The 15,117-nt window shown below is 49.9% G+C and carries 13 protein-coding genes; 12 read left to right on the forward strand and 1 reads right to left on the reverse strand.

All coding sequences use genetic code 11. The features are described from left to right. Positions 1–182: 182 nt before the first annotated feature. The gene (locus EJP87_RS07220; protein WP_130471190.1) at positions 183–1,949 is read right to left on the reverse strand and encodes a sigma-54 interaction domain-containing protein; all 1,767 of its coding nucleotides are present in this window, start codon (positions 1,947–1,949) and stop codon (positions 183–185) included. Between the two features lie 143 nt (positions 1,950–2,092). On the opposite strand from EJP87_RS07220, the gene EJP87_RS07225 reads away from it, so the two are divergent. From EJP87_RS07225 to EJP87_RS07280, 12 genes are all read left to right on the forward strand, one after another. Continuing rightward, a complete protein-coding gene (locus EJP87_RS07225; protein ID WP_130471191.1) occupies positions 2,093–2,356 on the forward strand; it encodes a hypothetical protein in 264 nt (87 codons plus the stop codon). A 19-nt stretch (positions 2,357–2,375) separates the two neighbouring features. After that, positions 2,376–3,344, forward strand: coding sequence for an ankyrin repeat domain-containing protein (locus EJP87_RS07230; protein WP_130471192.1), 969 nt, complete (start codon positions 2,376–2,378; stop codon positions 3,342–3,344). A 294-nt stretch (positions 3,345–3,638) separates the two neighbouring features. Continuing rightward, positions 3,639–4,547: a cytochrome c3 family protein gene (locus EJP87_RS07235; protein ID WP_130471193.1), complete on the forward strand. Its 909-nt coding sequence runs from the start codon at positions 3,639–3,641 to the stop codon at positions 4,545–4,547. Then, positions 4,544–5,197 (forward strand): cytochrome b/b6 domain-containing protein, encoded by a 654-nt coding sequence (locus tag EJP87_RS07240; protein WP_130471194.1) that lies wholly within the window; start codon positions 4,544–4,546, stop codon positions 5,195–5,197. The genes EJP87_RS07235 and EJP87_RS07240 overlap by 4 nt, the downstream gene beginning before the upstream one ends. Positions 5,198–5,199: 2 nt before the next feature. Beyond that, entirely contained in the window at positions 5,200–7,359 is a 2,160-nt protein-coding gene (locus EJP87_RS07245; RefSeq protein WP_130471195.1) for a nitrite reductase, read from the forward strand. Between the two features lie 163 nt (positions 7,360–7,522). Continuing rightward, positions 7,523–8,737 (forward strand): AAA family ATPase, encoded by a 1,215-nt coding sequence (locus tag EJP87_RS07250; protein WP_130471196.1) that lies wholly within the window; start codon positions 7,523–7,525, stop codon positions 8,735–8,737. Between the two features lie 2 nt (positions 8,738–8,739). Beyond that, on the forward strand, positions 8,740–9,387 hold the full coding sequence (locus EJP87_RS07255; protein ID WP_193771212.1) for a DUF4276 family protein: 648 nt from the start codon (positions 8,740–8,742) through the stop codon (positions 9,385–9,387). Positions 9,388–9,512: 125 nt separating this feature from the next. After that, the gene (gene rnhA / locus EJP87_RS07260) at positions 9,513–10,031 is read left to right on the forward strand and encodes a ribonuclease HI (RefSeq protein ID WP_227657510.1); all 519 of its coding nucleotides are present in this window, start codon (positions 9,513–9,515) and stop codon (positions 10,029–10,031) included. Between the two features lie 67 nt (positions 10,032–10,098). Then, complete coding sequence (locus EJP87_RS07265; RefSeq protein WP_193771213.1) at positions 10,099–10,308, forward strand: HP1242/YdcH family protein; 210 nt, start codon at positions 10,099–10,101, stop codon at positions 10,306–10,308. A gap of 180 nt (positions 10,309–10,488) precedes the next feature. Then, on the forward strand, positions 10,489–11,178 hold the full coding sequence (locus EJP87_RS07270) for a response regulator transcription factor (RefSeq protein ID WP_130471202.1): 690 nt from the start codon (positions 10,489–10,491) through the stop codon (positions 11,176–11,178). Then, a complete protein-coding gene (locus EJP87_RS07275) occupies positions 11,162–12,466 on the forward strand; it encodes a sensor histidine kinase (RefSeq protein WP_130471199.1) in 1,305 nt (434 codons plus the stop codon). The genes EJP87_RS07270 and EJP87_RS07275 overlap by 17 nt, the downstream gene beginning before the upstream one ends. 179 nt (positions 12,467–12,645) lie before the next feature. Beyond that, complete coding sequence (locus EJP87_RS07280) at positions 12,646–15,003, forward strand: methyl-accepting chemotaxis protein (RefSeq protein WP_130471200.1); 2,358 nt, start codon at positions 12,646–12,648, stop codon at positions 15,001–15,003. The last annotated feature ends 114 nt before the right edge of the window (positions 15,004–15,117 follow it).

Raw genomic sequence — 15,117 nt, forward strand, 5'->3', positions numbered from 1 at the left:
CTGACCCAACTGGCAGAATCACCGCGAAAACGTAAGCGACAAATGGCTGTATCGGGGAAAACATGTTAGCGCATATGGGATTCCATCCCTGGACCCGGCCAGGGAGGTGCCCTCCCTGGACCCGCAATAGTTTTGGGTGGTGAATAGTTACTTCTGATTTTCAAATGCGCTTGCCCTGCCTGCTATTGGATACCATATTTTTCCATTTTGCGATAAAAGGTACTGCGACTGATTCCGGAGAGAGCAGCGGCTTTCTTTTTGTTCCAGTGGGCCGCTTCCAGGGCACGCAATATGGCCTGTTTATCGGAGGTTGCCGACAACTGGGTAGTACAGAGATTCACCTCCTCCTCTTCCTCCCCATCGGCTGACGTTGGATCGGCACAGGGACGGCCAATCAACAGAGTAGCCGGCAGATGTTTGATACGAATCAAACCCTGGCGACAGACAACAAAGGCATGTTCCACGGCATTTTCCAACTCCCGGATATTGCCCGGCCAGCGATATTGCGTGAACAGCTCCAACACCCCCTCTTGTACGCCAACAATCGATTTGCTGTATTTATGGTTAAATTTTTGGATGAAATGGTTGACCAGCAAAGGAATATCTTCCAGGCGTTTGCGCAACGGAGGCAGATGAATTTCCACAACATTCAAACGGAAGTAGAGATCTTCGCGAAATTTGCCCTGACGAATCAATTCGGCAAGATTTTTGTTGGTGGCAGCCACTACGCGCACATCCACCTTGATGGTACGTGAATCCCCTACTCTTTCCAGTTCGCGCTCCTGGAGGATGCGCAACAGACGGGTCTGCATGGAGAGCGACACATCACCGATCTCGTCGAGAAAGATGGTCCCCCCGGTTGCCACCTCAAAACGACCCGGACGATCCTTGACCGCTCCGGTAAAGGCCCCTTTGACATGTCCGAACAGCTCACTCTCCAACAAACTTTCCGACAGGGCGGAACAGTTGACCTTGACCAGAGGTCCATAGCTGCGTGACCCCTTCATATGCAGCGCCTCGGCTACCATCTCTTTACCGGTACCCGATTCACCGGTAATCAAGGTAGTGGTATCCATACTGGCCAACGATTCAATCAGACTGTAGACCTCCTGCATTGTCGGACTACTGCCAATGATGCGGTAAAAATTTTGTCGTTTGACTGTGGGTTCATTGGTTTCAGCCAACTGTGAACGATCCAATACCACAGCGACCGCGCCATGACAGTGGCCTAACAGATCAATCAACGGAGTGGCCGAAACACGAATTTCTGTCCCCGCCTCTTCGCTGAGGGTACAGCGCAAAGGCACATTCAACTCCGCTTTCAAATTGCTGATCACCTGACGCAGCAGTTCGGCCAGTTGTGGAATACACCCCTCTTTTTCTGTCTCCAGGGAAAAACCCACCGAGGCTGCGGAAACAAAACGGCAATGGGTTCGGGCTGCCGGGTTGACACTGCGCACCTTAAGCCGCCGATCCACGACAATGACTGCCTCCTGGATGCCGATGGTGATGGCGTTGAGAGCCTCATGCAATAAAAAACCATCCAGGCGAAAAGCGGCCAATTGCAGTTGGCGCATCACCAAATCGCGCATGACACTCCAGGGATACCAGACCATCTCTTCCAGGGAGCTGCCAGGAGGATTGCCGGGTTGCAAAATGGTCAAGCGCTCTTTTTTGCCATCAACGGCTACCATGGCTACTGGATGGCCACGATCAAAATAGCAGCAGACGCCACTCTCTTTATAACCCTTGAGAGCCTGTACACCCATCATGACCAAACCGATGGGCTCTTGTTTCAGCAAGGTGGTTACCGACTCTTTGCTGGTGATGGTTTTCACCGGGGCAAGGGTACCCAACTGCTGCCGGATACGCAGTTCCAGTGTTGCATCCATCTCTGCCAACAACACCGTATAGTGTGTCAAAAGAGGCTCCATTTTTTCGCCGGCCATTTTTGCTCCGCTGTTGTTGGCAATCACACAGGTTTGTTCAGGATATTATGCAAACCTTGAGCAGATTTGTCACGGTTTGCCCGGCTGGACATCTGGTGCAGACAGTGTGTGTCACTGTATCAATGAGACAGAGTGTCCCACTGATGATACACACACTGTGTCTCATTTCCTACCAGCAAAATGGAGCAGTTGCTGATAAAACAGGCACTCCTCACCGTTATGGGAAGAGAGATGGTATTAATATTTTACTTGGAAATCAATATATTATAAATTTCAAGGAACTTTTTTCACCGCATTTGTCAAATTGGCATAAGCTATGCGGAATGATAGGCAAGCAACAACCTCCACCAAACCATCCACAGGGTGGCGAGAGTGGGAAACAGAGTGAAACAAAAGCAGAATCGTAAGCAATTGAGGAGAAAAAAGATGGACGCCAAGAAAGTCGGACTTACCGTTTCCCTGATGACAGCAGCCGCGGTGGTTGCCATGATGGGTATGGGAGGCAACAGTACCGCCTCGGTCAACAATGCCTTATCCATTGCAGCCATGGATGGCGACGTGACCACAGTCCGGACCCTGCTGGCGCGTGGTACGGATGTTGAAGCACAAGGCCGTATGCAAATTTCGCCGCTGACCTGGGCGGCAGACAACGGTCATATTGAAGTGGTCAAAACCTTGTTGGCCAGTGGTGCTAACGTCAATGCCCGTGATCCGGCTGGATTTACCCCGCTGATGTTAGCCGCACAATGGAATCATAAAGAGATTGTTGACCTGCTTCTGGCCCATGGCGCTGCGGTCAACAGCCAAAGCCAAGGTGGTCAAACAGCCCTGTTCACCGCTGCCAAATATGGTCTGAACGAGATGGTACAAACCCTGTTGCAACATGGGGCAGATGCCAGCATCGCCGATCGCAGTGGGGATACCGCCATGTTGATTGCCGCCAAACGGGGCTATGGTACCATCGTCGCAGCACTGCTCGACAAAGGTATCTCTCCTGACATGCAGAATAGCCATGGCTATTCACCGTTGATGATCGCCGCCGAACGGGGACATGAAGCGATTGTGGCCAACCTGTTGCAACATGGTGCCAACCAGCAGTTTCGTCATCAGTGCGGTTGCACCGCCCTGTTGTCCGCTGCAGAAAAGGGCTACACCCGCATCGTACAAATGCTCCTGGATCATGGCGCAGATATCAATGCCGTCAATAATGATGGAGTCTCGGCTCTGATGTTTGCAGCTCGTTACAACTATCTGGATACTGCACAGATTTTGATCGCACGTGGCATTCAAACCTCCCTGACCGATAAACAGGGACGCACTGCCCAAGATTATCTGCGCAAAACAGCTATCGATAACGGCCTGGGCAAACTTCTGACCAGTAACCGTCAAGCTTGATCTGTACACAGCCTGCCTACAAACAGGCTGTGCACAAACAAAGCGCTCATGATAACCTGAAAAGCAGGTGTGGGGACCGGGGGGAGCAGATGCCCCCGGCAGAGAACCAAGGGAGTTGCTTCCCAACTTTTCAGAACTCTTCTGAGCATTTGTGGAATCCCTCTGGAGGAGCACTCCTCCAGAGGCTCTTTCCAAACAAAACAGCGCCCCCCATCCGCAGCAATCTCTCTGTTTTCAGTGATGACAACAGCAACTTCCGAACCCCTTTGTTCGGCTTCATGATGGATCACCTCCATGATGCGCACTCTTTTGCTCTTTGCTCTTCTGTTGTTCGCCGCAACTGCGCCTCTGCAGGCCGATGATCAGCTCTGTTTGCGCTGCCATGGCATGCAAAGCATGGCCTACCTGGATCCTGCCACAGGTGGTTTGCGCAACTTGGCAATCAATCCCCAGGCAATGGCCGCCTCCAGTCATGGCTCCTTGCGCTGCCGCAGTTGTCATGGTCCAGGATTTGAAGCCTATCCCCATTTTGAAGAGGCAAAGCGGGAGTCCCTGCACTGTCTCGAATGCCATAAGGGCAACGATCGTTTTCCGTATGCTCTTTTTGAGGCGATTGAAAAGGGCTTTACACGCAGTCACCATGCCCGTGCCTTGCCAGAGCGCTTTTTCTGCTCCTCTTGTCATGATCCACATGTGTTTCACGGACTGTTTCAAACCCGGGTTGAGGATGTGCCACGGCAGGTGCGACAGGATAATACCATTTGTCTGCAATGCCATGACAACAACGAACGCATCAAAGATCTGACCGGGCGCATCATGCCGATGCTGCAACGCAGTCATGCCTGGCTGCCCGATCCCGCACGCCATTGGCAGGCGGTGCGCTGTGTGGAGTGCCATACCGGTTCCACGCGGCCACAAGACCATTTTATTCTCGATAAATCATTGGCGCTGCGAGATTGTGTCGCCTGCCACTCCCGCAATTCAATGTTGACAGGCAAACTCTATCTCTATCAGGCAACGGAGGAGCGACAGAAGATCGGTTTTGTCAACGCTCTGGTGCTCAACAATGCCTATGTTATCGGTATGACACGTAATCTATGGCTCGACTGGGCCAGCCTGATTCTGCTTGCGGTGACCGTTCTGGTGCTGGCAGGACATGGTTTGGCTCGTTGGCTGAGCAATCGCAAGCGAGGTGCAGCATGAACGCTCCTTCTACTCACTCTGTTTCTTCCACCACTCAGACAGTAGAGCTCTATCCGCTCTGGTTGCGCATCTGGCACTGGAGCAACGCATTTTCCTTTCTTATGTTGATTGTCAGCGGTGCCAGCCTGCATTTTGCCGGCAGTCACTGGCCGCTGCTGCCTTTTGATACAGCACGCATTGTGCACAATCTGTTTGGTATTTTATTGACTGTGGCCTATGTTGGTTATCTTCTGGCCAATCTGCTGGGCAGAAATGGTATCCATTATCGTCCACAGTGGCAGGGCCTTTTGGGTCGTCTGTGGCAGCAGGCGCACTTTTATGGCGTTGGCATCTTTCGCGGCGAGCCCCATCCATTTCCCTCCCGTGCACGCTGCAAGTTTAATCCGTTGCAGCAGATCACCTATTTGAGTGTCATGTTTGGCGGCATGCCGTTATTGATTGCCTCTGGTCTGCTGTTTTTCTTTCCGGAGTGGGCTCCAGAACGGTTGCTGGGCTTGGATGGTCTCTGGGCGGTCGCCATTACCCATTATCTTTTGGGTCTGTTTTTGACCGCTTTCATGTTGGGCCATATCTATTTGGCGACCGCCGGCGAAACCGTTACCGGAGAGTTTCGCAAAATGCTGTTTGGTGCAAAGGCAGGGGAGGAGTAACCATGAACAATTCCATCATTACCAGCATATGGAATCATCGCTGGGGCAAAAGAACTCTTTTGCTGCTATTGATTCTGATTATGGGAATGGCGGCAGTGCGTTGGATCTATCCAGAGTTATTGAGCTCCTATATCGGTGTGGTCAATGCACCACTCACCTATGATATTGGAGAGCCGTTAAGCGAACGGGAGTTTGCCAGACTGGGTGCAGAATTGACCCAAAACTATCGGCAAGAACGGGCCTTGGCACAAACTGCCAACGAGGAGAATCCCTTTGCTCGCCGTTTGAAGGTGGATATTTTGATGCGCACGCGCTCCTTCCAAAAAGAGGCGCCCTACCCTCATATCGACTATTTTCGCAAAGCGGGCATTCGCCGCTATGAAGGACCAAAAACCTGTTTGACTTGTCACGCCACCATCAAGGTTACCGACAGCACCGGCAAGGTCCGTCAGGTCAATACATTGGATGATGTGGTGCACTCCGTACACTTTAAGTTTCAAAGCACAGCATCCGGCTTTTCCACCTATGGATTTGATGGTCGGGAGGTCAATGGCAAAGGGACACAACCCATTCCCGTCGGTAAAATTGATCGCGCCTGTGGTGTACCGGGATCCTTTACCTGGACCGGTTGGGCCGAGTTGGTCAACAGCAAACCGGCACATGCCAACGGTGCTGTAGAGGTACGCAGTGAAGGGTGTGGGCAATGCCATATTGGTGGCGGCTATCACCCCTCCACCGAACAGATGTTGCCGGGTCACGACGCACCTGCAGTAGCCAAAGAGGGTATTGACTGTCTGATTTGCCATGCCACTGGTTATGACATGAATCAACGCACGGTGATCGAAGACAAACATGGACGGCGTTGGAATCAGGATCGCTCCCTGAAAACCGCTTTGACAGTTGGCCAACCAACCGCGCAAACCTGTCTGTTCTGTCATCAGCATAATATGGGAGGAGATCGTGAAGAAAATCTGCCTCCTGGTTCGGCACCAGACAATCTGGGCTACAGCAAGCGTCGCCTGCTCCATCCGGGAGCCAAACGAGGCAACTCTTTCCAGAAAGAGTTTGATGTACATGCTGCTGCGGGCATGGTCTGCACCGACTGTCATCAGCCGGAAGGCCATAAAATTCCCCGTGGTGACAAGGGAGTTGATTTGGTTGCCAATGATCTGCCGCATAAAAAGGTGGAGTGTGAGGGGTGTCACACTGCGGCACCACATGTCAAGGATACCCAGGATCGGGCGTTGTTGAACGGTCATGTGGATCGTCTCTCCTGTGAAGCGTGTCATATCAAAGAGCTGCGTGCCGACAATGTGGTATTGCGTGACTGGATCCATCCGGTCTGGGATGCAGAAGAGGGAGTCTATGTCTTCAAGGATGTGTATCAATCGGGCAAAGCGGGCAAGGGCTTTAAATATCTTTGGTTCAATGGCAACGGCACCTTTTTGGCCAATGCTCTGGGTGATAATCCGGTGGCCAAAAACCGCTATAATCCGCTGATGAATCAGTTGGTGAAGATTGATGATCCTGAGGCGGTGCAGCAGATTCGTCAGGCTGCCCTGGAGCTGCAGAAGAGTTATCCCGATCTGGATGTGGAGCGTTATGTCAAAGAGGCAACCGATCCTCTCTCGGCCCTCTCTCCGGAGATGCTGGCCAAGCGCAAAAAGATGATCGAGGAGAATATTCGTCCGGTGATGGAGCAGGGCAAAAGCCGCATCTATCCCTTCAAGGTGTTCAATGCTCTGATGTATGAGGAGATGGGCAACCAGGGCCCCTTTGGAGCGATGATTTTGCCTTTCGACTATCCGGTCTACTATGAAACCGGTAACCCAGAGCAATCGATCAAAAAAGCACTGGCTCACCCAATCGTCAAACGGATGTATGAGGCACCATTCAAAGCCTACATGATGGATGAGTTCATGCGCTATTTTGGCGTAGGTCGCTGGTCTGGCGAGTATCCTTTAAGCGCCGATGGCAAGCTGAAAAATGTTGAGGCGCACTGGATGCGACAGATGGGCTCTTTGATGGTCAACCACGGCATCCGTAAAGAGGGACGCAAATGCAAGGAGTGCCACTCCAGCCGGGGCATCATCGACTTTGAAAGTTTAGGGTATCCCCCGGAGCGTATTGCTGAACTGCAATCGCTGCCGGAAATGAAATAGACTCTTTTGAGCAGTATTTTCTTCTGCAGGGGCTTTTCAGCCCCTGCAATTTTTTACGCACAGTTGATCCCTTTTGTCTACGACATATTTTGCTTGACACTGTGCATGATCATGGTCATCATTGAAATGCCATATAGTGAATGATTGCGCAGAGGAACCGAACATGCCGTTTCTTGAAGAACTCAAAATAACCAATCTGCTCTCATTTGGAGAAGATTCTCATCCTATTTCGCTTTCTTCCCTGAATGTTCTGGTGGGCGCAAATGGAGTTGGAAAATCCAATCTTCTGGAAGCAATCAGTTTGTTACAAGCAGCCCCAAAGGAGCTGAACAAACCTATGCGCGATGCAGGAGGAATAGGAGAGTGGTTGTGGAAGGGCGGCACTGCCAAACCATCTGCCTCCGTTGAGGCTATTATAAACATAAAAAGTCTGCATCCATTGCGACATGTACTTTCCATTCAAGAATCTGCCCATCGTTTGGAAATCGTCGAAGAACGCATTGAAAATCTAGAACCGTTACCAGGAGAAAAAGAGCCGTTTTTCTATTATAAATTTAAAAATGGTCAAGCACATTTAAATTATTGTAATTATGCCGGAGCGAAAATGAGAGAGTTGAGACGTGAAGATTTGCATCCTGAACAGTCCATTCTGGCACAAAGAAAGGATATTGACAGTTTTCCAGAAATTACCCGTCTTGGGGAAGCATATACAATGATCAAGCTCTATCGGGAGTGGAGTATAGGTCGCTTTACGATACCCAGGCAATTTCAGAATACGGCAGGTCGTACTGATTATTTGGAAGAAGATTTCAGCAATCTGGCCATGGTGTTGAATCATATACGAACCAATTTGGCATCCAAAGCTCTTTTATTGGAATATCTGAAATATCTCAATTCTGATATAGTAGATTTTGATGGACAAGTTGAGGGGGGCAAGGTACAGATATTTTTTCACGAACAAGGCGCACAAAGTAGCAAAGGTATGAAAATACCTGCCACCAGGCTTTCGGATGGAACATTAAGATATATTGCTCTGTTGGCTATCTTATGCCACCCCAATCCTCCTCCTCTGGTTTGTATTGAAGAACCAGAAATGGGATTGCACCCAGACATCATACCCAAAATAGGGGAGTTGCTTAAACTTGCTGCCGAGCGTATGCAGATTATTGTCACCACACATTCTGATTTTTTGGTAGATTGTTTCACAGACGACCCAGAAAGAGTTATTGTGTGCGATAAAAATAATATGCAAACGATAATGAAACGTTTGAAAAAGAGTGAGTTGAAAGACTGGCTTGACGACTATCGCAGTGTTGATAACGTACAAAGCCTTGGTCAAAAATGGCTCAATGGTGAAATAGGGGGAGTGCGTTGGTAACATTGATTCACATTATTGTTGAGGGAGGGGGAGAGACTAAATACCTGTCTACAGCCCTCAGAAGTGCGTTTAATGAATTTTTTGCCCGCGCAAAACTAAATGGACGCATTCAAATCATCAAAGGTGGTTCCCGCTTGCAGACGTATAAAAAGTTTAGCAACAGCATAGCTTCTAATACGCTTGGTGAAACCAGCATCCTGCTGGTTGATAGTGAAGATCCTGTTCCTCCTGCCTTTTTTGACAAACCATGGGAATATTTGCACCATAGAGATCAATGGTCTCGTCCCGCACATGTCTCAGATGACCAAGCTCATTTGATGACACAGTGCATGGAAAGTTGGTTCCTGGCAGACAAAGAGTATTTGGCAAAATTTTTTGGTAATGGCTTCAAGATAAATGAACTGCCTGCAACTGTTCCTATTGAAGATGCCTTGAAACAGGACATCTTGAAAGGGTTGGATAAAGCTGCCAGAGAGACCACAAAAAAGGAGTATAGCAAAGGTAAGCACTCTTTTGCTATTCTTAAAGGGTTGGATCCCATCAAAGTGCAACAACAATCGCCATGGGCATGCCGGTTGTTCAAAACATTGGACAATTTTTTTGGCACAGATTCGCCCAGACCATGCAAAGAGTTGAGAGACGCAGAATAATATACGCTTAAATTTTGTTGTAACATTTCCAACCGCCCTATGCACTCGTGACTGGATTGTTGGACAAAATTCTCCTACACTGTCGACGGTTTTTTGTTTTCATCCAGTTTCGGAATCGATCCCACGTGACCTCTGCAGTGACATCATCTGGACAATCTTACCAGCTTCCTCTTCCTGAGGTACGTATCAGCACGGATGGCGCCTGTCAGGGCAATCCCGGACCTGGTGGTTGGGGAGCGCTGCTGGGATTTGGAAGCCACGAAAAATCTCTCTCCGGCTATGCCAGCTATACCACCAATAATCGCATGGAGATGTTGGCCGTTATTCGCGCCTTTGAGGCTTTGAAACGTCCCTGTCGGGTGACCGTGACAACCGATTCACAATATGTCAAAAATGGCATTACCCAGTGGATCCGCCAGTGGAAGCTGCGTAATTGGCGGAAAGCGGATGGTTCTTCCGTCCTGAACGTGGATCTCTGGCAAAGATTGGATGCACTGTGCAGCCAACATGAGGTAGACTGGCTATGGGTCAAAGGTCATGCTGGACACCCTGAGAATGAGACCGTTGACCGCTTAGCCAGAGAGAGTATTCAACAGGGACAACAGGGTCACCTGCCCCCTGATCCGGCTGGGTTGTGCCCTTGACCAAAGGCTGCCATACCCAAACTATCCTCCCCCACGCGGGAGCATGCGTCGCCACAAAGGAGTCAATATGTTTGAAGATCAATTGCAAGCTGTTCAAGAGTTGTTGAGTACCAGTGACAAGTTCCGCCAACTCCACGATCAATATCAAGCCATCAAAAGCGAAATTGAGACCTATGGCCATGTGCGGGATCAATTTTCTCTGGAACGGCTCAAAAAACAGAAATTGATGCTGAAAGATCAAATGGCCTTCATGCTCAACCAGCATACCAGTCGCTAAACAGCAGCACATCTCTCTCCAGCCAACCGTAATAAGGGTTTGGCCCAGTGTGCACAAGCCGGTGACCGTTACCAGGTCACCGGCACACAGGCTGCATCTTGCTTATGCTGATACACAACCCAATCACTGGAATGACAGAATGGGTTTTCTATGAGCACCACCATCCCCGGACATACAGCACTGCGCATTTTGTTTATCGAAGATCATGCCGATTTGGCTGCCAACCTGTGTGACTATTTTGCTGAACGTGGCCATAGCGTCGATGCAGCCATGGATGGCATCACCGGTTTGCATCTGGCTTTGGTCAATGTGTATGATGTCATCGTTCTCGATTTAATGTTGCCAGGTATGGATGGCATCACGCTCTGTCGCAAATTGCGCAATGAGGGGGCCAAAGAGACACCGGTGTTGATTCTTTCTGCACGCAGCGCCCTGGATGATAAAATCGCCGGTTTTCATAATGGAGCCGATGATTATCTGGGTAAACCCTTCGAGCTGAAAGAGCTGGAAATGCGCGTTTTGGCTTTGGCCAAGCGCTCTGGTGCTCTTTTGACCCGCCGTCTGTTACAGGTTGCCGATCTGGAGTTTAATTTGCAAACCATGCAGATTCGACGTGGCAATCGTCGCCTGGAACTACCAACCATCCCGATGAAAATTTTGGAACTGTTGATGAACCGTTCTCCAGCGGTGGTGTGGCGTCGTGACATTGAGCAGGCTATCTGGGGGGACTCTCCGCCGGATAGTGATGCCTTGCGGGTCCATATGCACACCTTGCGTTCGCTGATCGATACGCCTGGTCTGCCCACCCTTTTGCATACCATGCGCGGGGTTGGTTATCGTTTGGCATTGGCTGATGCGTCGTCCCCGTAATCTACGTTTTCGAGTAGCGCTGGCTTTTGCCGGTTTTGGCGCTGTAGTCAGCACCATTCTGGGAATGGTGATGTTGTTGACTACCCATGATCTTGGACAACGTTTGATCGACGATATTCTGACTGCAGAATTGGATGATTTTTTTGCCAGACGCAGCCGCAACCCTGCCTCCCTGCCTCCCAAAACGGTGACCTTGCATGGCTATGTCCAAAAGGGCCCAAACGAGCGGGAGGATGAAATTCCCCACTATTTGCATGGTCTCACCCCGGGACGACATAATCTGAGTGTGGGCACCTTGACCTATCGGGTTGCTGTGGCTACCCACCAAGAGAGCCGCTATTTCCTGCTGTATGACACTACCCAACAACATAAACGAGAACAACACTTTTTGTTTCTTTTTGCTGCCGGTGTTATCTTGATCACAGTGGTTTCGGCACTGGGTGGCATGTGGCTGGTTGGTATCATCATAGCCCCGGTCACCGAATTGGCACGACAGGTACGCAATCGTCAAGCAGACAGTTGGCCGCTGCAATTGGCTGCCCATTTTCCTGATGATGAAGTGGGCGAACTGGCGCATGCTTTTGATCTGCATCTGGCCCGTTTGCACTCTTTTATGGAACGAGAGCGAGCCTTCACGGCTGATGTCAGTCATGAGTTGCGTACCTCTCTGACTGTCATTTTAAGTGCATGCGAAATCCTGCTGGGCGATGAGAGCTTGAGCGAACGCCAGCGTAATCGATTGCAACGCATCGAAAGAGCGGCGCATGATATGGCAGAAATGGGTACTACGCTGTTATTGATGGCCAGAGAACAACACGCTTTGTCGATTGGTGAAAATAGCTGTCTGGCGGAAGTAATCAACGAAGCAATTGAAAAATTTCGTTTCCTTTTGAAGAGCAAACCGATTCAACTGAGCGTCAATACCGATCCACAACTCTATCTGGCCGCCGATCGTGGCTTGGTCTATATTGCTGTTTCCAACATTGTACGCAATGCCTTTGCCTATACCGAACAGGGCGAAATTGTCGTCATGCAGGATCAATGCTCTTTGACCGTGCGGGACAGCGGTTGCGGCATGCGCAGTCAGCAGATGGAAAGCCTTTTTTTACGTCATTTTCACTCTTCTTCCTACAGTAAAGGTTCCGGTATCGGCCTCTCCCTGGTCAAACGTATCTGCGACCACTATCGATGGACCATGCAGTTGAGCAGTAGGGAACTGTGCGGAGCAGAGGTGCGCATTCAGTTTCATTCCGCGCCAAGCAACAGTGCTGCAGGTCTCAGCAATTAAAGCTTTCCGTCGCTATCCTTTTACCAATACTTGCGTTAAAAATGCTATTCAGCAATAATCCCCCCACATTATTGTATTTAGCAATCGTTGAAAATCTGGCAATAAACATAGGCATGGATGCGCAATTTTCAGCAGGGATAGCGCCATTTTGACGACTCGCTGCTCTTGGGGGGTGCGCTATGTCACAGTTTTCGTTTGCTTTTTTTTCTTCTGTCCAAGGTTCGCTCAATCAAAAAATCCTATTGATTACCGGCACATTAAGCACACTATTGCTGGTTGTATCTGCCTGGTTGTTGATGCAACACACCTCCTGGGTCTTACAGGAACAAAATCGTTCCGAAATTGAGCGTTTGGTAGCGACAGCAAACAAGGGTCTGCAATCGATCATGTTGGCCGGACAGGCAAAAATGGCTCATGACTATATCGAACAGTTGCAACGAGTGGCAGGTATTGTCACCTTGCGGATATTTCGCAGCAACGGTAGTGAGGCTTTTCAATCATCGACCCATAATCAGATTGAAGCGGGTTGGTCTAATCCATTTCAACAGGTGGTGCAGGATGGCAAGGAAGTGGTATTGACCACGACAGGCAAGGATGGAACGGCGCAGATGACCATCTTTTCGCCGTTGCTGAATCGGGAGGCCTGTTATGGTTGTCATGGTAGTGATCATCGCGTGCGTGGTGTATTCATGCTCACCGTTTCACAAGAGGTCAATGAACGCCATATTCAATCCATTCAATATCGGATAGCCGGCACAGCTTTTATTATAATATCTCTCATCCTTTTTTTTACATATTTTATTCTGCGTCGCCTGGTACACAAACCACTCAGCCGCTTGCAGACTGCGATCAAGAGAATAGCCGAGGGAGATTTGACCCATATGATTCCCTTGCCAGCGCAACCATTGGATGATTTAGGGATAATCGCCCAGGATGTCAACAACATGACAGAGCGTTTTGCCACCACCATTCGCCAAGTGCAATTGCAAACCCATTCCATGGCGGCCTGTGTCGAAGAGCTCATCACAGTACGGGGCATTCTGGCGGATGAATCGATTTTCAACCTGCATTTGGCGGAGGAGACAGCCACCGATCACAAACAGGTCGAAGAGAAGGTGGCAGCCATACGGGTATCGGTTCAGGATACCACAGAGCGGGTGGGATCGGTATCGCAGGCTACTGAGCATTTATCGAGCAATATTTCGCGCATAGCCGGAGGAGCAGAACAAACAAGCCATAACATTCATACCATGGCTTCGGCTGCGGAGGAGATTACTGCCAACCTTTCGGGTGTCAATGACAGTTTACGCCGGGTTGATCAATCTGTTTCGCAAATTGCCGGAGCGATTGCGGAGGTCACCTCTTCTTTGCAGCAGGTTCGCCAACAGTGCCAACAGGCCAACAATGAATCGCAGCAAGCCAACACACGAGCCCGCAACACCCAGGGGGTGATGGACAAATTGCACAAATCGGCGCAAGAAATTGGCAAGGTACTCAATTTGATTCGCAATATTGCCAATCAAACAAGTATGTTGGCACTGAATGCCAGTATTGAAGCTGCTGGAGCGGGTGAAGCGGGCAAAGGCTTTGCGGTGGTTGCCCATGAGGTCAAGGAGTTGGCACGACAAACCGATGATGCAACACGCTTGATAGCCGAAAGGGTACAGGAGATTCAACAAAATACGCGCGAGGTGATGGCGGCTAATCGGGAAATTGTGGAGAGCATTCAGTATATTGATCAAGCCAATGGCGGTATTGTACGCGCCGTGGATGAGCAGGCAGAGAGTATCAATGGTATTGCCCAATCCATTCATGATGTTGCCTATGCGGCAGGCAATGTAACCCGCAATGCGGAGGAGTTGAATGTGGCCTCTCAGGATATTGCCCGTTCTGCTTTGCAGGCGGCCAATGAGGCGAGCAAAGTGGCACGTTCGGCTGCGGATGCCGCACTCTCTGCGACAGATTTGGCTCGTCATAGTGATGATATTCACAAGATTGCCCTTCAGGTCTCCGATGCGGCCAATGAAGCAGCAGCAGCCACCAGTCGTGCCGATGGCAAGGTACATGAAATGCTGCATACCTCAGGATTGGTCAATGGAGCGATTCATCATGCCTCTTTATTGATCGACTCAATAGCCGTACCGGGACAAAAATTATCGGTTTCGGTCAATGATCTGACCATTCCGGCAGAGCCATTTACCGTACAGAAGACCAAAGGGGCGCATCTGAAATGGCTGGGCAAGTTGGAAAATGTGATTCGTGGCCGCAGTGATTTGCAACCTGAACAGGTGGTGAGTGGTCGCGAGTGTGATTTTGGCAAATGGTATTATAGCGAAGGGAGTGCCCGTTTCAGCCACTTGCCACTTTTCCAACGCCTTGGTGAGGTGCATTTGCAGGTCCATGAGGTTGCACGTGAAACGGTCAAATTAGCCAGCCAAGGCAACCCTGCGGCTGCAGAAAGAAAGATGAATGAATTTGCTACCATCAAAGATCAACTTTTCGATCTTCTTGACCAATTATACATGCAAGCAAATTAATTGAAAAACTGTTCAGGTTCGTGCCGACTCGCCAGCTCCGACCCCAGAGAAATGCTGTGTGGATTGGCGCAAAATAGCGCGCCAAAAACAAAAAATCAGCAAAATCCCAGGGAT

Source organism: Candidatus Magnetaquicoccus inordinatus, assembly GCF_004217665.1.
GTDB classification, from domain to species: domain Bacteria; phylum Pseudomonadota; class Magnetococcia; order Magnetococcales; family Magnetaquicoccaceae; genus Magnetaquicoccus; species Magnetaquicoccus inordinatus.

Excerpts from the sequence above, each read along its gene's own strand:
- EJP87_RS07230 (WP_130471192.1), top strand. The coding sequence starts at position 2,376 with ATGGACGCCAAGAAAGTCGGACTTACCGTTTCCCTGATGACAGCAGCC.
- EJP87_RS07235 (WP_130471193.1), top strand. The coding sequence starts at position 3,639 with ATGATGCGCACTCTTTTGCTCTTTGCTCTTCTGTTGTTCGCCGCAACT.
- EJP87_RS07265 (WP_193771213.1), top strand. The coding sequence starts at position 10,099 with ATGTTTGAAGATCAATTGCAAGCTGTTCAAGAGTTGTTGAGTACCAGT.
- EJP87_RS07245 (WP_130471195.1), top strand. The coding sequence starts at position 5,200 with ATGAACAATTCCATCATTACCAGCATATGGAATCATCGCTGGGGCAAA.
- EJP87_RS07225 (WP_130471191.1), top strand. The coding sequence starts at position 2,093 with ATGATACACACACTGTGTCTCATTTCCTACCAGCAAAATGGAGCAGTT.
- EJP87_RS07250 (WP_130471196.1), top strand. The coding sequence starts at position 7,523 with ATGCCGTTTCTTGAAGAACTCAAAATAACCAATCTGCTCTCATTTGGA.
- EJP87_RS07280 (WP_130471200.1), top strand. The coding sequence starts at position 12,646 with ATGTCACAGTTTTCGTTTGCTTTTTTTTCTTCTGTCCAAGGTTCGCTC.
- EJP87_RS07275 (WP_130471199.1), top strand. The coding sequence starts at position 11,162 with ATGCGTCGTCCCCGTAATCTACGTTTTCGAGTAGCGCTGGCTTTTGCC.
- EJP87_RS07220 (WP_130471190.1), bottom strand. The coding sequence starts at position 1,949 with ATGGCCGGCGAAAAAATGGAGCCTCTTTTGACACACTATACGGTGTTG.
- EJP87_RS07240 (WP_130471194.1), top strand. The coding sequence starts at position 4,544 with ATGAACGCTCCTTCTACTCACTCTGTTTCTTCCACCACTCAGACAGTA.